Source organism: Pseudomonas agarici (assembly GCF_900109755.1).
Classification (GTDB): Bacteria; Pseudomonadota; Gammaproteobacteria; order Pseudomonadales; family Pseudomonadaceae; genus Aquipseudomonas; species Aquipseudomonas agarici.
On record NZ_FOAR01000020.1, the window covers coordinates 1 to 25,889 of the forward strand.

The 25,889-nt window shown below is 59.3% G+C and carries 18 protein-coding genes and 1 pseudogene; 7 read left to right on the top strand and 12 right to left on the bottom strand.

Going from position 1 to position 25,889, the window contains the following annotated elements; genetic code table 11:
* Nucleotides 1-111 precede the first annotated feature (111 nt).
* From BMX68_RS17605 to rfbB, 10 genes are all read right to left on the bottom strand, one after another.
* Nucleotides 112-465 (bottom strand): hypothetical protein, encoded by a 354-nt coding sequence (locus BMX68_RS17605; RefSeq protein WP_017132535.1) that lies wholly within the window; start codon nt 463-465, stop codon nt 112-114.
* Nucleotides 462-941 carry a DUF4123 domain-containing protein gene (locus tag BMX68_RS17610; protein WP_074862432.1) on the bottom strand — a complete coding sequence of 160 codons (480 nt, stop codon included), beginning with the start codon at nt 939-941 and terminating at the stop codon, nt 462-464. The genes BMX68_RS17605 and BMX68_RS17610 overlap by 4 nt, the downstream gene beginning before the upstream one ends.
* Nucleotides 942-943: 2 nt before the next feature.
* Nucleotides 944-1,366: a PAAR domain-containing protein gene (locus tag BMX68_RS17615; RefSeq protein ID WP_017132533.1), complete on the bottom strand. Its 423-nt coding sequence runs from the start codon at nt 1,364-1,366 to the stop codon at nt 944-946.
* Nucleotides 1,367-1,604: 238 nt separating this feature from the next.
* On the bottom strand, nt 1,605-2,060 hold the full coding sequence (locus BMX68_RS17620) for a YiiD C-terminal domain-containing protein (protein ID WP_017132532.1): 456 nt from the start codon (nt 2,058-2,060) through the stop codon (nt 1,605-1,607).
* Nucleotides 2,061-2,082: 22 nt separating this feature from the next.
* Entirely contained in the window at nt 2,083-3,474 is a 1,392-nt protein-coding gene (locus tag BMX68_RS17625) for a sigma-54-dependent transcriptional regulator (RefSeq protein WP_017132531.1), read from the bottom strand.
* Nucleotides 3,471-5,285 (bottom strand): sensor histidine kinase, encoded by a 1,815-nt coding sequence (locus tag BMX68_RS17630; protein WP_017132530.1) that lies wholly within the window; start codon nt 5,283-5,285, stop codon nt 3,471-3,473. Before BMX68_RS17630 ends, BMX68_RS17625 begins: the two co-directional genes overlap by 4 nt.
* Nucleotides 5,286-5,322: 37 nt before the next feature.
* A complete protein-coding gene (rfbD, locus tag BMX68_RS17635) occupies nt 5,323-6,207 on the bottom strand; it encodes a dTDP-4-dehydrorhamnose reductase (protein WP_017132529.1) in 885 nt (294 codons plus the stop codon).
* Nucleotides 6,204-6,749 (bottom strand): dTDP-4-dehydrorhamnose 3,5-epimerase, encoded by a 546-nt coding sequence (rfbC, locus tag BMX68_RS17640; RefSeq protein ID WP_017132528.1) that lies wholly within the window; start codon nt 6,747-6,749, stop codon nt 6,204-6,206. The genes rfbD and rfbC overlap by 4 nt, the downstream gene beginning before the upstream one ends.
* A complete protein-coding gene (rfbA, locus tag BMX68_RS17645) occupies nt 6,746-7,621 on the bottom strand; it encodes a glucose-1-phosphate thymidylyltransferase RfbA (protein WP_060783177.1) in 876 nt (291 codons plus the stop codon). Before rfbA ends, rfbC begins: the two co-directional genes overlap by 4 nt.
* A complete protein-coding gene (gene rfbB / locus BMX68_RS17650) occupies nt 7,618-8,700 on the bottom strand; it encodes a dTDP-glucose 4,6-dehydratase (RefSeq protein ID WP_017132526.1) in 1,083 nt (360 codons plus the stop codon). Before rfbB ends, rfbA begins: the two co-directional genes overlap by 4 nt.
* A 185-nt stretch (nt 8,701-8,885) precedes the next feature.
* Here rfbB and BMX68_RS17655 point away from each other — a divergent pair, with 185 nt between their 5' ends.
* The 7 genes from BMX68_RS17655 to BMX68_RS17700 all read left to right on the top strand — a co-directional run bounded on the left by BMX68_RS17655 (nt 8,886) and on the right by BMX68_RS17700 (nt 23,890).
* Nucleotides 8,886-11,798, top strand: coding sequence for an aminotransferase (locus tag BMX68_RS17655; protein ID WP_017132525.1), 2,913 nt, complete (start codon nt 8,886-8,888; stop codon nt 11,796-11,798).
* A 456-nt stretch (nt 11,799-12,254) separates the two neighbouring features.
* A complete protein-coding gene (gene aguA / locus BMX68_RS17660) occupies nt 12,255-13,361 on the top strand; it encodes an agmatine deiminase (RefSeq protein WP_017132524.1) in 1,107 nt (368 codons plus the stop codon).
* A 246-nt stretch (nt 13,362-13,607) separates the two neighbouring features.
* Nucleotides 13,608-13,808 (top strand): hypothetical protein, encoded by a 201-nt coding sequence (locus tag BMX68_RS17665; RefSeq protein WP_017132523.1) that lies wholly within the window; start codon nt 13,608-13,610, stop codon nt 13,806-13,808.
* A gap of 822 nt (nt 13,809-14,630) precedes the next feature.
* The gene (locus tag BMX68_RS17670) at nt 14,631-15,917 is read left to right on the top strand and encodes an OprD family porin (protein ID WP_017132522.1); all 1,287 of its coding nucleotides are present in this window, start codon (nt 14,631-14,633) and stop codon (nt 15,915-15,917) included.
* Nucleotides 15,918-16,078: 161 nt separating this feature from the next.
* Nucleotides 16,079-22,555 carry a ShlB/FhaC/HecB family hemolysin secretion/activation protein gene (locus tag BMX68_RS17685; RefSeq protein WP_017132521.1) on the top strand — a complete coding sequence of 2,159 codons (6,477 nt, stop codon included), beginning with the start codon at nt 16,079-16,081 and terminating at the stop codon, nt 22,553-22,555.
* Nucleotides 22,552-22,950: a contact-dependent growth inhibition system immunity protein gene (locus BMX68_RS25600; RefSeq protein ID WP_143063316.1), complete on the top strand. Its 399-nt coding sequence runs from the start codon at nt 22,552-22,554 to the stop codon at nt 22,948-22,950. The genes BMX68_RS17685 and BMX68_RS25600 overlap by 4 nt, the downstream gene beginning before the upstream one ends.
* A gap of 238 nt (nt 22,951-23,188) precedes the next feature.
* Entirely contained in the window at nt 23,189-23,890 is a 702-nt protein-coding gene (locus BMX68_RS17700; protein WP_074862435.1) for a transposase, read from the top strand.
* Nucleotides 23,891-23,899: 9 nt separating this feature from the next.
* Here BMX68_RS17700 and BMX68_RS17705 read toward each other — a convergent pair.
* Nucleotides 23,900-24,058 (bottom strand): annotated as a pseudogene (locus tag BMX68_RS17705) (DUF4172 domain-containing protein); the annotation flags it as partial.
* A 122-nt stretch (nt 24,059-24,180) separates the two neighbouring features.
* On the bottom strand, nt 24,181-25,209 hold the full coding sequence (locus tag BMX68_RS17710) for a glycosyltransferase family 4 protein (protein ID WP_017132518.1): 1,029 nt from the start codon (nt 25,207-25,209) through the stop codon (nt 24,181-24,183).
* Between the last annotated feature and the right edge of the window lie 680 nt (nt 25,210-25,889).

The window sequence follows — 25,889 nt, forward strand, 5'->3', positions numbered from 1 at the left end:
TGCGCGCCCGTCACAACGACTTTATCGATAGCCCGAACGCCTTCGGCAGTACCGGCTCGTTTGAATAGCTGGCCAAGCAAGCGCAGGCCATGGGCAGGAATAGCGGCCATATCAGGGCTCCCAACGATTTTGAGCGGATAAAACGGTTAAGAAATCTTCAGCAGCCGCATTGGGGTTGTTGGCTTGGCGCAGACGCTGGTCAATATTCATGTCCCGGCGCAGTTCGCCGCCGCCCGCGACATCGGCCTTGACCCACTTAACCAAGGTGGCTAGACGCGTGATGCCCAGCTCATAAACGGCATGCTGATAACTGCTCTGTACCTCATTCAGTAGTTGGGTATCGGTAAGGCGGGGCACCGTTCCACTGGTGAAGTCCTGGCGCATCTCCCAGGTCAGCTTGGGCAGAAAGCTGCTGGGGTCGGGCAAACGCATCAGGGCTTGTTGCTTTTGGCTCAGTGTGATCATGGACGGCGCTCCTCGATCAGGTGCTCGATTTCGCTGCGCTGGAGGTTGACTTGAAACCGACCGGCGTTGGCCCGCCAGCTCGTTACCGGCCCCATTAGCTCCAGCAGTTGTTCGAGGGTGAGTACCCACTCCAGGCGATGGAAGGTACGACCATCCCAAAAGCGCAGCAGCGCGAGGCTGCCATCGGGCAGGGTGATATCCAGGTGGGTTTGCAGATGCTGAAACAGAACGGTGAAGGTGGCCTCGCTGGTAAGCCAGGTGACGGCACCCTCGTTACGCTCCAGGGCGCTTAACCATGCCTCGATATTGCCTGGGCCATGGTCGCTGAGCTGCACCAGCCACGGCCCGGCATGAGCGAGCGTGGCTTCGGGTTGGCCGTCGAACAGGCTGCGGTGCGGGAGTGCCTCTGCGTAGAACAGAATGGCGTTGAGTGTGTCGGGTCGGGTGAGGGCATCGATTATCACGAAACGGGTCATGATCAACGCCCCAACAGCGGTGTGCCCGCTTGCATGGCTTTCTTCAAACACGCTTCGCAGACAGGTGTCTTGCTATCTGAGGCGGGCGTCGTTTGCGCCACGGCAGAGAGTGTGGCCTGTACGGGGTCGGGTGTCGCGGTGCCGCTTGCGTCTCCATCATCGCGGTATTGCAAACGTTGCTTGACCGAGACGAGTGAACAGCCGCATGAAAGAAAATCGCCTTCTCGGGCCGCTGCCTTATCGTTGACGATATAAGTAGGGTCACCGGTGACAATCGCAAACACCCCGCCGTGCAGCGGACACGTCGCTGCGTCACCCACACCTGCTATGCTCCAACCATTAATCGTCGATAAGGTGGGCCCGCCCACTATCACGACACCGCCACTGCTGGTCGGGTCTCCTTCTACAATTAGGTAGCGTTTCATCCTTTCCCCCTTGCCATTTCTGACTAGTCAAATGACGAGGGCTTATTTTGATAGGGATGCGTAAAAACATTTTGTAGGATGAGGCTGATATAGCTGAGCGACGTATCTTGGAATCTGGAATCTCAGGCAGCGCCGGTCAGGTGGTTGTCGGCGTTCTTGAACAACCCACCGAGACAGTAGCAATTGCGGGTGCACTCCCACGCGGAGCGTGGGAGCGATCAGAAAGAGACCGTGCAGTTCAGCGGTGCAGCACGTACTGCCCGCTGAACTGCACGGCGGCGTCCTCGCTGCCTGCATTCATCACTTGGGTGTCCAGGGTCAGGCGCGCCCGTGCGTAACGCTGATAGGTCGCCAGGAATTTCTTCCAGGTCTTGTCATCCGGTGCCGCGCAACGTGCCTCGGCATCGCCGGTAACTGGCAAGGGATAGCTGATGCGACCTTCGTGGATCACGATATGCCCATCTTCGATCCCCGCCTCGCGCAAGCTCAGGTGCAGCCAGCCCCAGCCGGCCAGCACCGCGCCGCAGTACAGGCTGCCGCCGAACATCGTGCTCTTGTGGTTGACGTTCGGCTCCAGCGGCAGTCGCAGACGCAGTTGCCCGGCATCCCAGCCGCTGACCTTAAGACCCATCTCGCGGGTCAGGGGAATGTCGTGGTGCAGGATGGACTCCAGGTAACGACTGTCGCGGTTCATGCAGTGACCTCTCTGGGGTGATTCATTCGAGTTCGTCGCTGGCGCCGTGGCTGGCGCTGTCGAAGTTCAGCCCGTGCTTGCGCAGCTTGTCGTGCAGCGTCTTTCGCGGGATACCCAGGGCTTCGGCCAGGCTGCGCAAGGAGCTGTGCGAGCGCGCCAGCTCGGCGGCGATCAGGGATTTCTCGAAGCGCTCGACCTGCTCGCTGAGACCGCCTGGCATCACGTCGACGATGTTGCTGTCCAGACTTTCCACAAGGTTGTTGTCCAGCGCCAGTTCCAGGCCGAGGGCAAAACGTTCGGCGGCGTTCTGCAGTTCCCGCACATTGCCCGGCCAGGTGTGGCGCAACAACAGTGCCCGCTGCATCGGTTGCAGGCTGCGGGGCGCCAGGCCATGGCGGCGACTGGCTTCGTCGGCAAAATGCTGGAACAGGATGAGCGCATCCTCGCCGCGTTCGCGCAGGGGCGGAATCCGCAGCGGCGCGACATTCAACCGGTAGTACAAGTCGGCTCGGAAACGGCCTTGGTCGGCGGATTGGCGCAGGTCTTCCTTGGTCGCGGCGATGATGCGGATATCCAACGGGATCTGCTGGTTGCCGCCCAGGCGCTCGACCACCCGCTCTTGCAACAAGCGCAGCAGTTTGACTTGGACATCCAGGCTCATGCTTTCGATTTCATCGAGGAACAGGGTGCCGCCGTTGGCGAATTCAAACTTGCCAATACGGCGCTTCTGCGCGCCGGTAAAGGCGCCGGGCTCGTGGCCGAACAGTTCGCTTTCCACCACCGACTCGGCCAGGGCGCCGGCATTGATGGCCACGAACGGGCCGGTGCGACGGTTCGACAGATCGTGCAGGGCACGGGCCACCACCTCCTTGCCGGCCCCGGTTTCACCGAGGATCAGCACGTCGGCCTTGGTGGCCGCCAGGGCACCGATCTGTTCACGCAGGCGCAGCATCTGCGGCGATTGGCCTACCAGACGCGCGCTGAGTTGCTGGCGATCGCTCAGCGCCAGGCGCAGACTGCGGTTGTCCAGCACCAGACGCCGCAGGGCCAGGGCGCGGCGCACGCTGTCGAGTAGGGCGTCGCTGGCGAAAGGTTTCTCGAGGAAATCATAGGCGCCGGCGCGCATGGCCTGGACGGCGAGAGGCACGTCACCGTGACCGGTGATCAGCAGCACCGGCAGTTCTGGGTCCAGGGCATGCAGTTCGTTCAACAGCTCCAGGCCATCCATGCCCGGCATGCGAATATCGCTGACGATCACCCCCGGCCAGTCTCTTTCGATACGTCCCGCCAGACCTTGGGCCTCGGCCAGCGGCAGGATCTTCAGGCCGGCGAGGTCGAGCGTCTGGCTCAGGGCCAGGCGCAGGTGGGGATCGTCGTCGATCAGTATCACCTGGAGCTGGTGGTCGATATTCATATCATCGAGTCCTCGGCAGGCTGCCGGCTGACGCCGGGCGAACCGGCGCGCAGCCGCAGCGTAATCAGGGCGCCGCCTTCACGGTGGTTGGCGAACAGCAGTTCGCCGCCGAAGGCGCGCATCAGAGCGTCACAGATCGCCAGGCCGAGGCCGAGGCCCTGGGTGCGGGTCTTGGTGGTATAGAATGGCTCGACGGCGCGGTCCAGGGCTTCGAGACAGAAGCCCGGGCCGTTGTCGCGAAGGGTCAGGGTCACACCTTCCGGCGACGATTGGGCATTGAGCCAGAGTTTGCGCGGCGGGCCTTTTTCGGTCAGGGCATCGAGGGCGTTCGCCAGCAAGTTGCCGAGCACCTGGCGCAGGCGGGTTTCACCGGCTTCGACCCACAGGGCCGCCGCCGGCAGGTCGCGGATCAACTCGACCTCCATGGCCCGTCGACGCTTGGCCAGCAGCGCCAAAGCGTCATCGAGCGCCGGTTGCAGGGCCACGCTTTCCGGAGCATGCCGGTCGCGGCGGGCAAAGGCGCGCAGATGGGCAACGATCGAGGCCATGCGTCCGGTCAGTTCGCTGATCAGCTTGAGGTTGCCGCGAGCTTCGTCGGTCCGGTCATGGTCGAGCAGTACTTCGGCGTTTTCCGCATAGCTGCGGATCGCCGCCAGCGGCTGGTTGAGTTCGTGGCTGATGCTCGCTGACATGGTGCCCAGGGCCGACAGCTTGCCGGCCTGGACCAGGTCGTCCTGAGCCCGGACCAGTTCCTGCTGGGCATGTTCACGTTCCAGCACTTCCAGTTTGAGCCGACAGTTGAGTCCTTCCAGGTCGCTGGTCCGTTCGGCCACGCGCATTTCCAGTTCACGACGAGCCTTGGCCTCGAAGGCGATCCGCTCCAGGTAGTGGCGCCGACGTTGCATTATCAGGCCCAGCAGGAGCATCAGCACCAGCAGGGCGGCGCCACCGATCGCGACGACGGTCCGTACCGGGCGGTCGATCAGGGTGCGCGGCGCGAGGATGCTGACGCTCCAGCCGGTTTCCTCGATCTGCCGGGTCTGGGTCAGCCACGCCTTGGGATCGATATCCAGCGGCTGCGGATTGCGCGTCGGGTAGGGCTGGATGACGGTGATGGCCTCGCGTTCCGTATTGCTCAGATTACGGCTCGCGCGAAAGCGCCATTCCGGCCGTGAGGTGAGGATCACCACATCGTTATGGTCGGTCACCAGCAGTTGCTCGGGGGTGTTGCCCCAGAGGCTTTCAGTGTGGTCCAGGTCGACCTTGGCCACCAGTACACCGATGATTTTTTCGCCATCGCGAACGGCGGCGGCAAAGAAGTAGCCGCGCTTGCCCGAGGTGGTGCCGAGGCCGAAGAAGCGACCCAGGCGACCGGCCATGGCTTCGCTGAAGTAGGGGCGGAAGGCAAAATTGCGCCCGACGAAGCTGTCGTGTTTGTCCCAGTTGGAGGCGGCCAGGGTCTTGCCATGGGTGTCCATCAAATACATGACTTCGGCGCCGGTCTGGCGGCAGATATCGCGCAGCAGGCTGTTGGCGCTTTCCACATGTCGGCCCTGTTCCGGTTCGGCGAGGGCCTCATGCAGGGCAGGCAGGTCACCGAGGATCTGCGGCAGGACTTCGTAGCGATGCAGGGTACCCAGCAGGTTGGCTACATAGAGGTCGAGGGTCTGGCGATTCTGGCCCTCCAGCTCGCCACGGTAATACCGCTCGGCGAGGTGTTCCAGCGGCCACAGCAGGGGCGCCAGGCATAGGAACAGCAGGGCCAGGCTGCGCCAGCGGGGTCTGCGGGGAATGGGAGAGGTCGTGATCATCGAGAAACTGCGCCGTTGGAATCCGACGCATTATGTCTCAGCCCTGCTCCGCAAGACACTCGCGTAATGCGCTATGCCAATCTGGCTGGCTCACTTGCCATTGGCGCAGCAGGCGGCTGCAGTCGAGGCGCGAGTTCAGCGGGCGGGGAGCGGGTGTCGGGTAGGCACTCGATGGGATGGCCTCAAGGACTGCGCAAGGTTTGTTCAAGGCCTGCAAGTGCTCGCCGATGGCCTGGGCAAAGCCGAACCATGAGGTTTCGCCGCTGGCGGTCAGGTGGTAAGTGCCCCAGGCCCCAGCCTGGCCGGCCTGCCAGCGCTCGATCAGGGCGCGTGTGCTGTTGGCGATGGTTCCGGCCCAGGTCGGCGCGCCTACCTGGTCGGCGACGATGCGCAGTTGCGGTTTCTCCTGTAGCAGCCGCTGCATGGTCAGCAGGAAGTTGCGTCCGTGGCTGGAGTAGACCCAACTGGTGCGCAGGATCAGGTGCCGGTCGTGGGCCGTGGCGATGGCCCGCTCGCCGGCCAGCTTGCTTTTGCCGTAGACGCTCAGTGGCTGGGGCACATCGTCTTCGGTATAGGGTTCGGCCTTGTTGCCGTCGAACACATAGTCGGTGGAGTAGTGAATCAGCGGAATGCCCAGGTCGGCGGCTTCCTCGGCCAGGATGCCGGGGGCGCTAGCGTTGATCGCGAAGGCCAGCTCCGGCTCGGACTCCGCCAGGTCGACGGCGGTATGGGCGGCGGCGTTGATGATCAGGTCGGGGCGGTGAGTGCGGACTTGTCGGCGGATCTGCTCCGGGTGCGCCAGGTCGAGCTGGTCGCGTCCCGCCACTATTAGCTGACCCAGATCGCCCAAGCGCTTTTGCAACTCTCGGGAGACTTGGCCATGCTGGCCACTGATAAGGATTTTCAGGGGAGATGGGTTCATTCGAACAGGTCGGCCTCGTGCAGGGATTTGCCGTGCTGATCCTTGGCCGAAAGTTGCACAATCCCTTCGAATTCCCAATCGATGGCCAGGGTCGGATCGTCCCAACGGATGCAACGCTCGGCGCTGGGGGTGTAGTAGTCGGTGGTCTTGTAGAGGAACTCGGCGTAGTCGCTGAGCACCACGAAGCCATGGGCGAAGCCTTCGGGTATCCACAACTGGCGATTATTTTCGGCTGACAGGCGTATGCCGACCCATTGGCCGAAATGCGCCGAGCTGCGCCGGATATCCACGGCCACGTCGAGGACTTCGCCGCTGATGACGCGCACGAGCTTGCCCTGGGTGTTTTCCAACTGATAGTGCAGGCCGCGCAGTACACCTTTCTGCGAGCGCGAATGGTTGTCCTGAACGAAGTCCAGGTCCAACCCGGTGGCCGCTTGGAAGGCTCGGGCATTGAAACTTTCGTAAAAAAAGCCGCGCTCATCGCCAAACACCTTGGGCTCAAGGATCAGCACCTCTGGCAGGCGTGTCGGTGTCGCCTTCATCGTTGCTCTCGTGCGAGGGTGAACAGGTACTGGCCGTAGCCGGTCTTGCCGAAATAGCGGGCGCGCTCAAGCAGGTGATCACGATCGATCCAGCCATTCTGGTAGGCAATTTCCTCCAGGCAGGCGACTTTCAGTCCCTGGCGGTGTTCGATGGTCTGCACGTACTGCGAGGCTTCCAGCAAGCTGTCATGGGTACCAGTATCGAGCCAGGCAAAGCCACGACCGAAACGCTCGACGTGAAGATCGCCACGTTTGAGGTAAGCATTGTTGACGTCGGTGATTTCCAGTTCACCGCGTGGCGATGGCTTGACCGCCTTGGCGATCTCAATCACGTCGTTGTCGTAGAAATACAGGCCGGTCACCGCATAGCTGGATTTCGGCTGGGCGGGCTTCTCTTCGATGGACAGTGCGCGACCTTCGCTGTCGAAGTCGATCACACCGAAGCGTTCCGGGTCTTTGACCCAGTAGCCGAAGACCGTTGCGCCCTTGGGCTGTTTGGCGGCGTTTTTCAGTTGGCTGCTGAAAGACTGCCCGTGGAAGATGTTGTCGCCGAGGATCAGGCACACCGGATCATCGCCAATAAACGCCTCGCCGATCAGGAACGCCTGGGCCAGGCCATCTGGAGACGGCTGCTCGGCGTAGTTGAAGCGCACGCCGAACTGGCTACCATCGCCCAGCAGGTTGCGGTATTGCGGCAAGTCCTGCGGGGTGGAAATCACCAGGATCTCGCGAATGCCGGCGAGCATCAGCACCGAAATCGGGTAGTAGATCATCGGCTTGTCGTAGATCGGCAAGAGTTGCTTGGAGACTCCGAGAGTGATCGGATGCAGGCGGGTGCCGGAACCGCCGGCCAGGACAATACCTTTCATCATGCCAACAATTCCTTGTGATCGAGGGCGCCCAGGCGTTCGCCTTGGTAGCTGCCGTCCTGGACCCGACGGCACCATTGCAGGTTGGCCAGATACCATTGGACGGTCTTGCGCAGACCGCTTGCGAAGGTTTCTTCAGGTGTCCAGCCCAGCTCACGCTCGATCTTGCTGGCGTCGATGGCGTAGCGCAGGTCGTGGCCTGGGCGATCCTTGACGAAAGTGATCAGGTCGCTGAACCGCTCGACCCCGACCGGACGCGCCGGGGCCAGCTCCTCCAACAGGGCACAGATGCCACGGACTACGTCGATATTCTTCTGCTCGTTATGGCCGCCGATGTTGTAGGTCTCGCCCACCACGCCGTCGGTCACCACCTTGCATAGCGCGCGGGCATGGTCCTCGACGAACAGCCAGTCGCGTACCTGCAGGCCGTCGCCGTACACCGGCAGGGGCTTGCCGGCCAGGGCATTGAGGATCACCAGCGGGATCAGTTTTTCCGGGAAGTGGAACGGACCGTAGTTGTTCGAGCAATTGGTCAACAGCACCGGCAGACCATAGGTACGGTGCCAGGCGCGAACCAGGTGGTCGGACGCAGCCTTGCTCGCGGAATACGGCGAGCTGGGGGCATACGGGGTGGTCTCGCTGAACAGATCGTCGACGCCATGTAAGTCGCCATACACTTCGTCGGTGGAGATATGGTGGAAGCGGAAGGCATTTTTTGCTGGCGTGGCGAGCTTCGACCAGTAGCCGCGAGCGGCTTCCAGGAGGCTGTAGGTGCCGACGATATTGGTTTGGATAAAATCCGACGGGCCGTCGATGGAACGGTCTACATGGGATTCGGCAGCCAGGTGCATGATCGCGTGGGGCTCGAAGCGCGCCAGGATGGCGCTGACGGTCGCCTGATCGACGATATCGGCCTGGACGAACTCGTAGCGGGTATCGGTCGCGATGCCGCTCAGCGATTCGAGGTTACCGGCATAGGTCAGTTTGTCGAGGTTGAGGACTTCGTGTTCGGTGTTGCGGATCAGGTGTCGGATCAGGGCAGAGCCAATAAAACCGGCACCGCCGGTGACTAGAATACGCATGTCGGGATGCCTTTTCCTTAGACAGACATTCAATTAATGCTGCATAGCTTGTGGGTAGGCGCTCGGCGGTGCAAGTACGATTGCTCTTGTATCGATGCCGGTCCCGCCTACTTTACTTCTTGCTTGCGTATTGACGACAGCAATGGCGATATAGACAGTCAATAAGAATTTCAGGGAATCGTTACATGTTGCCCGCCACGTTGATCCGTCGCGCCAGTCTGCCAAGCCCGTCTGTCCCGATGGCGTGGGCGCTGCAACTACTTGAGGAACATTACGGACTCTGTGCAACCTTGCAGGCGTTGGGCAGCCAACAGGACCTCAACTACCGGGTCGACAGTGCCAAAGGTCGATTCGTCCTGAAAATCTGCCACGGCGACTACCCCATCGTCGAGTTGCAGGCCCAGCATGCCGGGTTGGCGTACCTCGGCGGTCGCGATGGCCTGCGGGTGCCGCGAGTGATTGCGGCGAACAACGGCGAGGACCTGCTGTCCCTCGAACTCGACGGGCAGCGGCTGCATGTGCGTTTGCTGGAGTATATCGAAGGCCAGCCGCTGACCCGCCTCAAGTACCTGAGCCGCGACCTGGTGATCGGCCTCGGTCGCCTGTGCGGGGAAATCGACCGCGCCCTGGCGGACTTCCGGCATCCGGGCCTGGAACGTAGCCTGCAATGGGATGCCCGCCACGCCAGTGCGCTGATCGACCACCTGTTGCCGGTGATCAAGGACCCGTTGCAGCAGGCGGTCATTCGTGAGGCGGTCGCCAAGGCCGGGCGGCGCCTGCAACCGTTGCTGGACAAACTGCCGGTGCAAGCCGTTCACCTGGATATCACCGACGACAACGTGGTGTGGCGCCGTGATGGACAACGACGCTGGCAGTTGCAGGGCGTTATCGATTTCGGCGACCTGGTCCGTACCTGGCGCATTGCCGAGCTGTCGGTGACCTGCGCGGCCTTGCTGCACCACGCCGAAGATGATCCCTGGGTGATTTTGGCGGCGATCCGAGCCTATCACGCGGTCAATCCCTTGCTACGCGAGGAGCTGCTGGCCCTGTGGCCGCTGATCGTGAAGCGCGCCGCGGTGCTGGTGCTCAGCGGCGAACAGCAGGTCAGTATCGATCCGGCCAACCGCTACAGCCGTGACAACCTGGCCCACGAGTGGGAAATCTTCGAGGTGGCGACCTCGGTGCCCGCCGAACTGATGGAAGCGGCGATTCTCACGGCGCTCGGGCAACCTCTGGAGGCAATCGGCGGCGAAGGCTTTGCGTCCTTGCTGCCGGGGCTGGCGGGACAGGCGTTTGCGCTGGTCGACCTGGGCGTGCTCAGCCCACATTTCGCGGCGGGCAATTGGGAACAGGACGGTATAGACCGGCGCCTGCTGGCCGAAGCGGCGGCGGCCAATGGCCTGGCAGCCAGCCGCTACGGGCAATACCGTTTGTCTCGCACCCGGCCGGACAGCGCGGTGGAACCTGATACCTGCCCGTTGCACGTCGACGTGCAGGTCCCGGCGGGCACCGTCGTGGCGTCACCCTTTGCCGGGACCTTGCACGCTCTCGGCGAAGGCGGCGTGCAGTTGGTGGGCAAACCCCTGAGCCTGCGGCTTTGGGGCGTAAAGGCGTCCCTGGAATTCGGCGCCGCGGTGGTCAAGGGGCAAGTGCTGGGTGAGTCCGGCGGCGTGCTACGGGTGCAGTTGTGTCGACATGCCGAACTCGATCCGCCGTTGTTCTGCACGCCTTCGCGCGCCGCCGCCTGGCAGGCCCTGTGCCCGTCGCCGGCGACATTGTTGGGTCTGGCTTGCGACGCCGAACCGGCAGCGGATGCGAGCGACCTGCTGGCCCGTCGCGCCGCCAGTTTTGCTCGCACGCAGAAGCACTATTACGTCGACCCACCGCAGATCGAGCGTGGCTGGCGCAATCACCTGATCGATATGCAGGGCCGCTCCTACCTGGACATGCTCAACAATGTCGCAGTGCTCGGCCATGGTCATCCACGGATGGCCGCCGAGGCGGCGCAACAGTGGTCGCGGCTTAACACCAACTCGCGGTTTCATTACGCTGCCGTCACCGAGCTCTCCGAGCGGCTGCTGGCCCTGGCGCCGGACTCCATGGACCGGGTGTTCCTGGTCAACAGCGGCACCGAGGCCAACGACCTGGCGATCCGCCTGGCTTGGGCCTACAGCGGCGGGCGCGACATGCTCAGCGTGCTGGAGGCCTATCATGGCTGGTCGGTGGCGGCCGATGCGGTGTCCACCTCGATCGCCGACAACCCCAAAGCCCTCGACAGTCGCCCGGACTGGGTGCACCCCGTCACTGCGCCCAACACCTATCGCGGTGCCTTCCGTGGCAGCGCCAGCGCGCCGGACTATGTGCGCAGTGTCGAGCACCAGTTGGCGAAGCTGGCCGAAGAAAATCGCCAACTGGCCGGCTTTATCTGCGAGCCGGTGTATGGCAATGCCGGCGGGATTTCCTTGCCGCCGGGTTACTTGCAGCAGGTGTATGCGCTGGTGCGGGCTCGGGGTGGTGTGTGTATCGCCGATGAAGTGCAGGTGGGCTACGGGCGCATGGGCAGGTTCTTCTGGGGTTTCGAGGAACAGGGCGTGGTGCCGGACATCATCACCATGGCCAAGGGCATGGGTAACGGCCAGCCGCTGGGCGCGGTGATTACCCGGCGGGAGATCGCCGAGGCGCTGGAGGCCGAAGGCTATTTCTTCTCCTCCTCGGGTGGTAGTCCGGTCAGTTGTCGTATCGGCATCGCGGTGCTGGAAGTGATGGCCGAGGAAAAGCTCTGGGAAAACGCCCGGGTCGTCGGTGGCTACTTCAAGGAACGTCTGGAGGCCCTGATCGATCGGCATCCGTTGATGGGCGCGGTGCACGGCTCGGGTTTTTACCTGGGCGCCGAACTGATCCGTAATCGCCAAACGCTGGAGCCGGCGACCGAAGAAACCGCGTTGCTATGCGACCGGCTCCGGGAACTCGGGATCTTCATGCAGCCCACGGGCGATTACTTGAACATCCTCAAGATCAAGCCGCCGATGTGCACCACGCGTCGGAGCGTGGACTTTTTTGTCGATATGCTGTCGAAGGTGCTGGACGAAGGGTTGTAGAAAGCATCGCCTGCAAACGGAACGGCTCCTGGCTGTTGTCTAGTGGCCCGTGTGGTGAGTTCTATGAGTCCATTTCGGCGCCATAAACCCCTGGCCTGCGTTGCTGTTCCTCGCCATAGCCCGGCTATGACTCGTCACAGCGCCTTGGCCAGGGACTTATGGAGTCCGAACTTGAGCTAACGAACTCACCGTACAGGCCACTAGGGTTCTCGGGGCGCGGAACAGGTAACGGCCGCCTTGACTGGGTGGCGTGCGCAAGGGTGTCATCCTCAAAAGTATCGATTCTTATCGGTAAAATTATCGCCATGTGCATCGGCTCTTTGTTTTTTAACTTTAAAAGTCGATTTTTATCGCCTATAAAGTCTCTTGTTGTTCCTACATACACTTGTCACGACCGCCGTCCGAACCTCTCAGCGCCTTGAAAACTCTTGACGGTTCCCTGGAGTCCCGAATTCTATGACTATCTTGCGCAGCACCCCACGCGCCGACGGCTTTCATATGCCCGCCGAATGGGCGCCCCAGACCCAGGTCTGGATGATCTGGCCCGAGCGCCCCGACAATTGGCGCCTGGGCGGCAAGCCGGCACAGGCGGCGCATGCCGAAGTGGCCAAGGCCATCGCCCGGTTCGAACCGGTAACGGTCGCGGTTTCCGCGGGCCAGTATGAAAATGCCCGGGCGCACTTGGACGTGCCGAATATCCGCGTGGTGGAAATGTCCAGCGACGACGCCTGGGTGCGCGACAGTGGGCCGACTTTCGTCATCAACAACCAGGGCGAAATCCGCGGCGTACACTGGGGCTTCAATGCCTGGGGTGGCTTCGACGGTGGCCTGTACGCGCCGTGGAACCGCGACGAACAGGTCGGCGGCAAGATCCTCGACCTTGAGCGCTGTCAGGCATATCGCCCCGAAGGTTTCGTGCTCGAAGGCGGCTCGATCCATGTCGACGGTGAAGGCACGCTGCTCACCACTGAGGAATGCCTGCTCAATCGCAATCGCAACCCACACTTGACCCGCGAGGAGATTGAACAGGTTCTGTGCGAGCACTTGGCGGTGGACAAGGTGATCTGGCTGCCGGACGGCCTGTTCAACGACGAGACCGATGGCCATGTGGATAACTTCTGTTGCTACGTGCGTCCGGGCGAAGTACTGCTGGCCTGGACCGACGATCCGCAAAACCCCAACTATCAGCGTTGCCAGGTCGCCTTGCGGGTCTTGGAGAACAGTGTGGATGCCAAGGGCCGCCAGTTCGTGGTGCACAAGATGCCGATTCCCGGCCCGCTGTACGCCACCGCGCAAGAGTGCGCTGGGGTGGATGCCGTTGCCGGCAGCCAGGAGCGCAATCCTTCGGTGCGCCTGGCTGGCTCCTACGTGAACTTCCTGATCGTCAACGGTGGGATTATCGTGCCCAGCTTCGACGATCCGCTGGATAGCATTGCCAGGGACCTCTTGCAGGATCTCTTCCCGCAGCACGAAGTGGTGATGGTGCCAGGTCGGGAGTTGTTACTGGGCGGTGGGAATATCCATTGCCTTACACAACAACAGCCTGCAACGTACCAGGAGTGAGTGGAGCTGTAACAAATAGTGTTATTTCGCCAGTGATGGCATTTTTGCATCATTGGCGAATGTTTCTTCACCTAGCCCGCGGCCCTTGTGGGGTGCGGGTTTTTTTCCGTGGCGCGGTCGACAAAGCTGGCATTTTGGCATAACTCTTGTATCAGCTTTCTCTATGAGCGAAGCGTCTTTTAGATTGCGACGTTCTGTCATAAACCTTGAGTAAGTTAGCCGCTCATGAACCAGGAGAGCGTCGATATGAACGTAGCCAGCGAGCGAGTTTCGCATCCCCTGTCGGTGACGAGCGAGTCGCTTCAAGTTCTGGCCCAGTGGTTGAAAAGCGATGGAACGCCTACCACCCGAGGTCAGGAACCTTGTCGCATTATTATCGACCGCTATCCCGAAGGACTGTTCAGCGAAGCTGAACTGGAAGCCCTGCTAGGGGTTTTGCAGGGTTAAAGGACTAAAGAAAAAATACCGCTGCCCGGAGCGATCCTGGCGGCGGTATTTTTTATCCGTTTCAGAAACCCTGGTGGCCTGTACGGTGAGCTCGTTAGCTCAAGTCCGGATGTCACACGTCCATGGCCAAGGCGCTGTGACGAGTCATAGCTGGGCTATGGCTAGGAGCAGCAACGCCGGCCAGGGGCTTGTGGCGCCGAAATTGACTAATAGAACTCACCACACAGGCCACTAGGTGTCGGTGACCGCTGGGGCGTGCGTATGCAGGCCGTCGTCGCGGATAGCCCAAGGTCGGTATCGGCGCGATTGCGGTGTGTCACGTCGAGCGTGTATCGAGAAAGGCGGGAAAATTTACGCTTAGTCACTATTAAAAAAGCTGCGCAATTACCTGCGTGTTGAGCTTTTTTCAATATATCTTGATGGCTACATAAGCGCCCACCTGGCCTGTTATACGGCTCCGCGAATCAGCCCGCATCCCGGCAATCACCACGGCGGGAGCGGTCCGCAGCCTGGAGGGTCGTGTGCACCGAATACTGGAGGGCACCGTTGCGAGTCGACTATGACGTTGGCTGATATATCTTTTTTTGAGGTTGGCGAAGAGCTTTTGTCTAATTGCCTGGGATTCATGAAATTGACACTTTAGTTGTGTCGCAGATACGATTCGCGTCACGCCTGTGGCTATAAGCCATATAATAAAATACATAAAAGGCCCGCTGCACACCCCTGCAGCGGGCCTTTTTGTTTCTGCTTGAAGCCACTCACATACACAGGTTCAGCTCGAAGTCGCAGGGCGTATCATCCAGTAATAAGGAAAATAATAGTATGTTGAACAAACGGATCAGTCTGCTCGCACTGGGCATCCTCAGTGCTACTCAGGCCATGGCTAGCGAGCAATCGGAAGCCAAGGGCATTGTCGAAGACAGCCATCTGAGCATTCTGCTGCGTAACGCCTATATGAACCGTGACTACAAACGCCATAACCAGGACAAGATCGAGTGGGGCCAGGGGGTTATCGGCACCTTCAAATCCGGCTTTACCCAGGGCACCGTCGGCGTCGGCGTCGATGCTTTCGGCCTGTATGCCCTGCGCCTGGACGGCGGGCGTGGCGAAACCGGTGCCCAAGGCATCGACTTCTTCGCCCAGGACAACAAAGGCGACCCGGTCCGTGATATCGCCAAGGGCGGCGCCGCGGTGAAATTCCGGGTGTCCGACACCGTGTTGACCTACGGCGATCAAATGCCGTCCCTGCCGGTGCTGAACTTCGACGACTCCCGCCTGCTGCCGGAAAGCCACACCGGCACGTTGATTACCTCCAAGGAGATCAAGGGGTTGGAGCTCAACGCCGGTCACTTCACCGAAGCATCGCGCAAGAGCGATGAAGGGCGTGACAGCGGTGGCCTGAAAAGCCTCAATGTGCTGGGCGCCAGCTATCAATTCACCGACAACTTCAAGGCCGCGCTGTACGGCACCGACTTCGAAGACGTGATGAAAAAGCAGTACGTGAACCTGAACTATGTGGTCCCGGTGAGCCAGGATCAGTCCCTGAGCCTGGACTTCAACGGCTACCGCACCGAGCTGGATAAGGATTATGCAGCCAAGGCCAATGCCGGCGGCCAAGACAACAAGATCTGGAGCCTGGCGGCCACCTACGTCCTGGGTGCTCATTCCTTCACCGTCGCCCATCAGCGCAGCACCGGCGACAGCTTGCTGGGCTACCCGTATGGCGGCTACCTGCGTGGCCAGGGGCGTGTCGGCGATGGTGGCAACACCATCTACCTGTCCAACTCTTACTGGTCCGACTTCAACGCCTCCGACGAGCGTTCCTGGCAGTTGGGTTATGGTCTGGATTTTGGCGCTTTCGGCGTGCCTGGCCTGAGCTACAACGTGGCGTATATACGGGGTGACAACATCACCACCTCCACCAGCACGGGCGGTACCGAGCGCGAAATCTTCAACCAGATCAAATACGTGGTCCAGAGTGGCGCTGCCAAGGGACTGAGTGTGAAGGTGCGTAGCTCGATCCTGCGTGTGTCGGAGAAATCCAGCGAGTACAACATCAGCGGTAACGAAGTGCGTGTGCACATCAACTACCCGATCAACGTGTTCTGATGGGTGCGACGACGCTGTAGCCAGTTGATGCCAGTCTGAACAGTTGCCCCGATGTGACCGTATCAGTGAGAGATAAATAGATACCTCTAATTGACGCCAGTAAAGGGTCCCTCTATGATCGCGCCGGAATAGTGGCCTAATGCCATCTAGAAGGATCTGGCATGTTGGGGTTTGTGCTCAGGACGAGGCGCGGTCTGCTGTCCGCTTTATTTTGCCTGGGCACGTTCGATGTGGCTCATGCGGCCTCATTTGATAACCCCGGTGTGACCGATGTGATCCGCGATCGCCAGGATCGGCTCCTCGAAGAACAACGCCGGCGTCTCGAAGAGCTCAAGGACTTGCCCGGCAAAACCGCAGCTCCCGTAACACCACCGGTTCTGCTCGAGAGCCGTTGTTTCCCCATCAAGACTATCGAACTCAAGGGCGCCGATTCGTTGTCCGAGGGCGAACGCACACGTCTGCTCAGGCCCTATATCGGCCAGTGTCTGGGCGTGCCGCAGCTCAATGAACTGCTTAAAGTCATCACTGACCGCTATATCGAAAAGGGTCTGGTCACCAGCCGCGCCTACCTGCCGCAGCAGGACTTGTCCGGCGGTAAGCTGAAGGTGCTGGTGGTCGAAGGCAAGCTCGAAGGCTTGAAGGGGGCTGACGGCAACGGTATTTCCGATCGTCAGTTGGCGATGACGTTTCCGGGCCAGCCGGGCGATCTGCTCAACCTACGGGAAATCGAGCAGATGGTCGATCAACTGAACCGCCTGCCGTCGAACCAGGCGCAGATGGAACTGGCACCGGGCAAGGCAGTCGGCGGCAGCGAAGTGTTGGTCAAGAACTACCCACAGAAACCCTGGCGGGTTGGCCTGGCCCGGCATAACGATGGTCAACGCAGTACCGGCGAACAGCAATGGGGCACCAGCCTCGACTGGGACAATCCCCTGGGGCTGGCCGATCAGCTATCGCTGCGCGGTGGCCATGATGCCAGCAGCGATCACCAGAAAACTTCGCGCAACGCGATGCTGTATTACAACCTGCCGTTCGGCTGGTGGAACCTGAGCTACACCTATAGCGAAAGCGAGTACCGCTCGTTGGCCAAGGCCAGCGGTTTCGACTTCAAGCAGACCGGCGACAGCCAGAATCACCAGTTGAAACTGGAACGGGTCATCTACCGCGATGGCCTGAGCAAGACCTCGCTCAACACCGGCCTGTCCTACCTGCGCACCAACAACTTTATCGAAGACAGCAAGCTGGACCTCAGCAGCAACCGCATCAGCGAAGCGCAGTTGGGCATCAACCATGGCCGGCGGATCGGCGGTGCCTTCGTCAACGTCGACCTCGGCATGCAGGAAGGCATCGGCGCCTTCGATGCCCAGGGCAATCACGACCCGAAGCCGGGCCAGACCGATGCCCGCTACCGCAAATACACCGCGACGCTGAGCTACCTGCAACCGTTCAAGCTGTGGGGCGAGTCCCTGAGTTTGAGCAGCCTGATGACCGGCCAGCGCAGTGAGGACGTGTTGTTCAGCTCGCAGCGCATGAGCCTGGGCGGACAGTCATCGATTCGCGGCTACAAGGACCAGACCTTGTCCGGCGACAGCGGCGGTTACTGGCGCAATGACCTGCGCTGGACCCGTCCGGTGGCCTGGGACTGGGTGCGTCCGGTGTTTGCCGAGTACGGCACCAGCCTCTCCATGGCCAATCTCAACGATGTCGGCGGCCAACTGGTCACCCATGGCGACCTGACGCTCGACGGCGACCGTTGGACCAACAGCAGCTCCCTGCAGGCCAGCCACCTGACCGTCAACGTCAATCACCTGAGCCAGACCGCGACCGGTCAACTGCTTGCCACCGCCGGCCTGAACGGCAGTGGTATCGATTGGAACAACGATGGCCAGATCGGCACGGACGGTAACGCCACGCTCGACCTGAGCGGTGGCTATGGTGGCCAAGGGCGTCTGAGCAGTGCCGGTGCCCTCGATCTGCACGCCGCCTTGATCAATCTGGGACAGGCCGGCAGCATCGCCGGAGGTGGGACCAGTACTGTCAACGTAGATGGCGTGCTGACCAGCCACGGCCGCCTCACTTCGGCTGCCGATATGACGCTGAACGCGGCGGCTATCGACAACTATGGCGCACTCGGCGGCGCGCAAAAGCTCACGGCAACTACCGGCGCGCTGCTCAATGATCATGGCCTGATCTTCAGTGGCGGCGATATGGGGCTGCGGGTCGATTCGTTGAGCAACAGCTACGCCAGCATCTACAGCCTGGGCAACCTGAGTATCGACCGCGACGGCCAAGGCGCGTTGGCCAGCCGCATCGTCAACAGCTCCGGCTCGATCCAGAGCGACGCCAGCATGAGCCTGACGGCCAGCACGATCCAGAACGTGCGAGCGGTATTGACCACCAACAACCAGGGGATCTACACCGCTTCGATTGTCGAAGTCCAGTGCATCGAGGGTTACAACGCCGGTGACTGCGGCGGCAAGCAGAACCATGTCTGGCAAATCACCCAGCGTGACAAGTTCGAAGTGACCGAGGCCAGCGCGGCATCCAGCATCACTTCCGGCACTCACCTGAGTATCCAGGGCGGTGACTTGCTGAACCAAAGCAGCACGATTTCCGCTGGTGGTGCCCTGAGCGCCACGGTCCTGAACCTGACCAACAGCGGTATCGAGACCGGGGAAACCGAGACTTCACGTACCTTCATGTCGGAGCGTACCCGCAACGCGGATATGTGGTACGCGTCCGCCGCCGCGTTCAACAACAGCTACTGGTTGCAGAGCGCAGGCTATAACCCCAATAACCTGGGCGGCCTACCAGGCGCCCTGAGTGGCTTTATCGGGCTGACCGAGATCGAACTGAGTCAGTTCCGAACCTCGCGGAACATTGCCTCCAGCGACCAGAGTTATGCCGCTGTCATCCAGGCGGGCGGGGCGGTCAGCGTCAATGCCCAGAACGGCTTCAGCAGCAGCGTTGTACGTGCGGGCTACACCTATGTCGGCGCCGGGCCGCGCACCGATACCCAGGCGCCGGCCAATACCTTCTCGACCCGCCTCACCGTCAACCGGCAACTACCGCCGGACTTGGCACAGCAGCAGGTCAATCCGCTCAGTCTGCCGGGTTTCTCGCTACCTGTCGGCGAGAACGGCTTGTTTCGCCTCAGCGGCCAGACCAGCACGGCCAATCAACCAGCGGTTCACGTTCCGGGCCTGCCTGACACCTCTGGCCGGTCCAGCCCACAGAAATACCTGATCGAAACCAACCCGCTACTCACCGACCTCAAGCAGTTCATGAGTTCGGACTACCTGCTATCGAACTTGGGCTACGACCCGCAGGCCAGCGCCAAGCGCCTGGGTGACGGTTTCTATGAACAGAAGCTGATCCAGCAGGCCGTGACTGCCCGCACGGGCCAGCGCTTCATCGATGGCCAGACCTCCGATGACGACATGTTCAAGTACCTGATGAACAACGCCGTCGCCAGCAAACAGCAGTTGGACCTGCAACTGGGTGTCAGCCTGACCTCCGAACAGGTCGCGGCCCTGACCCACGACATCGTGTGGATGGAAAACGCGACGATGAACGGCGAGCAAGTCCTGGTGCCGGTGCTGTACCTGGCCAACGCCGACAACCGCCTGGCCGCCAACGGTGCGCTGATCCAGGGCAGCGATGTGACCCTGATCGCTGGCAAGGACCTGGTCAACGCCGGCACCTTGCGCGCCAGCAGCAACTTCACGGTCGCCGCTGGCAACGATCTGGTCAACAGCGGGCTGCTGGAGGCGAACAACCGCCTGGATGCACTGGCAGGCGACAGCCTGACCAACAAGGCAGGCGGCATTATTGCCGGGCGGGGCGTCAGTGTGACGGCGGTGGTCGGTGACGTGACCAATGAACGCACGATCACCACCCATGAAAGCAGCACGGGCTATAAGACCGAGCAACGTACCTTTGCCGACAATGCGGCGATGATCGAGGCTACGCAGAGCTTGAGTGTAACGGCGGGGCGTGACCTCGATAACATCGGTGGCCTGCTGAAAAGTGGTACCGACACCACCCTCAAGGCTAACCGCGACGTCAATATCACCTCCGTCGAAGAGATCAACAGCAACACGCGGGGTACTCGCTATCGTGACCAGAGCATTACCCAGGATAGCTCCAGCGTTTGGTCAGGTGGCAATCTCACCGTTAACGCGGGGCGCGATCTCACGGCGGTGGCCAGCCAGATCGAGGCCAAGCACGACGTAACGTTGTCGGCGGTCGACAACCTGACCCTGGCGTCAGCCGCAGACGAAGAACACGACTATAGCAAGACCAAGAAAGTCACCTCCCAGCTAGACCATGTCAGCCAGGTAGCGAGCAGCGTCAGCGCCGGTGGTGCTGTCCGGCTCAATGCCGGCAACGACCTGATGCTGGTATCGAGCAAAGTCGATGCTACGACCGAAGCCTATCTGGTGGCGGGCGGGAAACTGGGCCTGCTGGCGGCCCAGAACAGCGACTATTCGCTGTATGACATGAAGAAAAAGGGCAGTTGGGGCCGCAAAAAGACCCAACATGATCAGGTCACGCAAGTAACCAATGTGGGGAGCGAGATCCAGGCCGGTGGCGATATCGGCCTGATCAGCAGCGGTGATCAGCACTACCAGGCGGCGAAGCTTGAGGGCGGCAATGACCTGACATTGCAGAGTGGCGGGAGTATCACCCTGGAAGGGGTCAAGGACCTGCACCAGGAGGATCACGCCAAGAGCAGTACCAGCCTTGCCTGGAACACCATGAAAGGCAAGGGCAGCACGAACGAAACCCTTCAACAGACCCAAATGAGCGCCAAGGGGCAGGTGGTCATCAAGGCAGTCGATGGCCTGCATATCGACGTCAAACAGGTCAACGAGCAGACCGTCAGCCAGGCCATCGATGCCATGGTTCAAGCCGATCCGCAACTGGCCTGGCTCAAGGACGCCGAGAGACGCGGTGACGTAGATTGGCGACAAATCAAGGAAATTCACGACTCCTACAAATACAGCAGCTCAAGCCTTGGGGTTGGGGCGATGTTGGCGATCATCATCATTGTCACGGTGCTGACGGCGGGAGCGGCAAGTGGGGCTATCGGTACTGTGGCGGGCGCTGGTGCCGAGGCCGGCAGTGGCGCGGCGCTGGCCGCAGCTGGCAGCGAGGCCATGGTGGTTGCGGGTACGGCAGTCGGGACCGCGTCTGCCGGTTGGGCCAATGTGGCGCTGACTTCGGTGCTGACTTCCATGGCCAGCACCGCTGCGGTCAGCACCGTTAACGACAAGGGTGATCTTGGCGCTGCGTTGAAAGACACGTTCAGTCGCGACAGTTTGAAAAACGCTGCTATCGGTGGCTTGACCGCCGGAGCCATCAGCTACGCCGATAGCACTTGGTTCAGATCGGCAGAGGCTGCCACAAATGGTGGTTCGCAGGTCATTGGCGCGGGACCGATACAGAACCCAGGTTATTCCAGTGACATGCTCACCTGGGGCAACGCCACCGACACCATTGTGCGTAGTGGGGCACATGCGGTTATCAGTAGCGGTATCTCCACGGCCATCAATGGCGGCAGCTTTGGCGGCAACCTGGGTAGCGCGCTTATCAATGAAGGGATAGATCTCGCGGCAGCGGCTGGCAACAAAAGCGTCGGTGATCTGGCCAAGATACTCAATGCCGATCCGGGGACCGCCCAGACCATATTGCTCCATGCCGCACTGGGCGGTCTGATTTCGGTTGCCAAGGGACAAGACTTTACCAGCGGCGCTATCGCAGGTGGCGTTGCCGATGGCCTGACACCGATCGCCAACGGGTTGCTGGCCCAATATGCCAGTGACCTGTTCGCCTCTGACAATCTGAGCCAGCAGGGTAGCCAGAGCAAGATTGCAACCGCCCAGATTATCGGGTTGATCTCTGCCTCGCTGGCCGGTGGCGATGCGTCTACGGGAAGCATGATTGGTGGATATGGCGAGAAGTACAACCTGCTGCTTCATGCGCAGGAAATACAGGATGCAGCTAAGAAGCTGTTCACGACAACCAAAGGCGGAAACCCCGAGGGCGATATTGCGGGGCAGGATCCTACCAATCAATCTGATGGCATAGGGATGCCTATTGGTGGATCATCTTCGGTAAACCCTGCGAACCAGACAGCCTTGATGGCCGCAGCCCTCATGGGGGGATTTGCCGGTAGATTTGGTGCTTTGGCATCTGTGTCGATGGAGGAGGCGCTGGCCTCGCTACCGGCTTTTGGAGGCTTGTTTAGTGAGGTGGGTGAGGGAGTTACTGAAGGAGGATTAACGAGCGGATCTGCAATTACTTCCGCTGAAGCGACGGGAGAAGGAAGCGATGCTGTTATCCGGCTAAGTCAGGGGCAGCAGCGCGCAATAAATAAAATCGACAATATTCTAAATAATTTCAAAAGCAGTGATATAGAGGGTGCATTAAAAGATATGGCTGGAGAGCCCGTGCCAAAAAATGACGGAACTTACTGGGATCACCTCAAGGAAATGAATGATACTTTACGTGGATTAAGAAATCATGCGGAAACTCTAAAAGGGCTAGGTGATCCCGCTGCGCAAGCTGCACGGCAGCAGGCGCTGGATGCTATTGATCGTGTTGAGTCAGCTATGAAAGGTTTCGGGATATGAAAATAACTTTCTGCGATTTGGAAAAAAAATATAAAATTAACTGGCAATCTAGCAGTTCGTCTTCATCGTTGACTGAATGGTATAGTTCTATTCGCAATACTCCTGTTGAGTCTCTTGCGGTCGGTGATTTATGTCGTGCTATTAGGCAGGGAATTTATGTGCTCGAAGTTGTTCCAGTTGCGCTTGAGTTTCTTAGAGAAGATTTTCTGGCGGGATTTAAGTATGATGGAGAGTTGATTGTCGCCCTTGGTGAGTTGAGTAGTGAATTTTGGTCTGAAAATAGGGTGATGGCTGATGAGGTTTTTCTAATAGTTGACTCGTTTGTTTATTCTGGTATAGATGCGAGTCTTGCGATAGATATTTTGGTTTTGAAAGAGCGTACTCGTGGGCGATAGAAGAGTAAAGAGGACAGACTATGCTGATGTTTCCGGGTAAAAGGGAACGGATTTGAATGGCACTTACTTAACCTTCTTCAGGTGTCCATTTTTCCTGACCTCAGCCCTTGCTGATCGACGTGTTTTCATCAACATGGGGCATGATAGTTAGTTGATAAAAGTAAAAGGGGACGGATTTATTTTTTGATTTATTTTTTCCTCCATTTGCTATGCTGATATTTCCACGGAAGGAGGTTTTATGCCAAGAATGGGGCGTGTTGTCTTACCAAACTACCCTCATCACATTGTTCAACGGGGGCACAATCGTCAGGTCGTGTTTGCGAAGGCTTGTGATTTCCAGCGTTATTTGTACGATTTGCGTGAACTCAAGGACGTATTCGGAGTCAAGGTCTACGCGTACTGCCTCATGACTAATCATGTACATTTGTTAGTCGCTCCAGATGAGTCAACAGCTGGCCTTGGACAGTTGATGAAAGCTCTAGCCGCACGAATGACCCGCTATCGCAATAAGCTCGAAGGGCGTTCCGGCACTCTGTGGGAGGGGCGTTACAAATCAAGTCTCGTGCAATCAAATTGCTACCTGCTTGCGTGCAGTCGTTACATTGAACTAAATCCGGTTCGAGCAAAAACAGCTGTTCGGCCCGAAGATTATACTTGGTCAAGTTACCTGTCACGGTTTAGTGAGAAATCCTATGATAATTGGCTCGATACGGATCCTTGCTTTGAGGGTCTTGGTCACACCTTGGAGGATAGAAAACTTAAATATCGGAATTTTGTGAGTCAGGGTGTTTCATCTGAAGAGTTAACGTTGATTCGCGAATCGTTACAACGCGGACAACTGACCGGAAACTCTCGTTTTGTTGATGAGGTTGAGAGGATTATGGGCTTACGGATTGAGCGGCGTGGGCAAGGAAGGCCCGCCAGTCGTATCCGAAAATAAATCTGTCCCCTTTTTGTGTCCCCTTTTTGCACGGCCAACAGCACCGAGCATCCCGAGCAAGCGGCCCTGAGCCTGGCCGCAAGCGCGCAGCAGCGGGGCAAGCGCTTCGGCTTGCCAACTGAAGTGCGGCCAGTTGGGTTGCTGCCAGATCCAGAAAGGGCCATTCATAGGGGCTGCTCATCTGTGAGCCGATTAGCGCGAGTCTATTCGGCTCGCTGTCTAATCAAGTCATTTTTGTAGGCTCTGACCGATATTCGCAGTGGCCGCCTCTTATACCGTCGCGTGACCGACTATTGAGATAGCAGTTCTTCGTATGAGTTGATGTAATTTTGGGCCATGATCTTTGCCGAGAAGCGCTCCTCGAAGGCTTTGCGCACTGTTTCGCGCGACAGAGTGTCCAAGAGCTGTAGGGCGGCAATGGCACCGAGTTCGTCTTCGACGATGAACCCCGAAATACCGTTGTCGATCACTTCAGGCACCGAGCCGCGGTTGAAGGCAATCACTGGTGTGCCGCACGCCATGGCCTCTATCATCACCAAGCCAAAAGGCTCGGGCCAATCGATCGGGAATAACAAGGCCAAGGCGTTGCCAAGAAAGGCGTTCTTTTCCGATTCGTTGATTTCGCCCACGTACTCAACATGGGGCAGGGACATGAGCGGTTTGATCACGGCTTCATAATAAGCGCGGTCAACATTATCGATCTTCGCGGCGACCTTGAGGGGAAGGCCGGCTTGTTCGGCGATACGAATGGCCTTATCGAGCCGTTTTTCCGGCGAGATGCGGCCAAGGAAAGCCAGGTAGCCAGGCCTGCTCCCGGGAATCGGCTGAAGCAGGTTTTCAGGTAAGCCGTGGTAGATGGTGGAGAGCCAGTTTGCCTGTTGTAACGGCAGGCGTTGGCTGTTGGAAATCGACACCACCGGCACCTGACTGAATCGGTTGAAGATGGGCTGATGCTCTGGCAGGTCGAGACGGCCGTGCAGTGTCGTTAAAAACGGGACCGGCTGGCGGGTGAACAGCGAAAACGGATGATAATCGAAGTGAAAGTGCAGCATGTCGAACGCGCTCGCCCGGCTGCGCACTTCTTCGAGCATTAGCATATGGGGCGCCAGGGTGTCGCGAATTGTCGGATCGAGGCGCAACGCCTGTGGCCAGAGCGCTTCGAGTTTGGCCGAGGTCCGTGAATCGCCGCTGGCAAACAGCGTGACCTCATGCCCGAGTTCAACCAAGGCTTCGGTCAGATAGGACACAACGCGCTCAGTACCGCCGTAGAGCTGAGGTGGAACGGCTTCGTACAGTGGCGCGATTTGGGCAATGTGCATTGTGGCAATCCTTGTCAAGACGCCAATCGGCGTATGGGGTCTGGTAGATCGACCTTCCCAGGTTGGCCATGCAAGCGACTGCGGGTTGCAGTGGCGCGGGAGCGACTTCTGCTCGTGTCGGGGAAATTTTTTTGGTCGCTATTAAGAACGTGAGTGACTAGGGGCGAAGAAATATAAATATTGTGCATGGAAACGCCGGTTTGTTAGATGCGTTTGCTCGCACGAACATCATTAATAAAATCGGTGTTCTTGTTTCTGTGCTTCCAAAAATCCGTGAGAGGCTTTTTTCGATGAGCCTTTGTCTACAAAATATCAATGGGGCAATAGTCTGTTCATGTGTTGCTGCTTGATTCCTGTGCAGTGATCGTTTGGCCTTCCCGATGCAGATGGGGAGCTGCTGCCCTGGGCGTCCGCAGTTGTATTGCCGAATAGATAGCCATGATTTTCCTTGTATATGCCTGCGGTGCCGTTAGGTTGAGCCCCACCTCCCGGCGTACTGGATTTAATTGCTGTCATAATTTATCTATATTTTTAGTAAAGCACTGATTTACAAAAAAATAGCTACCACAGTCTGGCTTGTGTATTTGCAGTATTCTCCCTATCAATTTTCCACAAATATGTTGAAAGCTTTTTTAAGTGCTTACGGATATACATTGCATTGTTATCGGCCTCTATTAAGG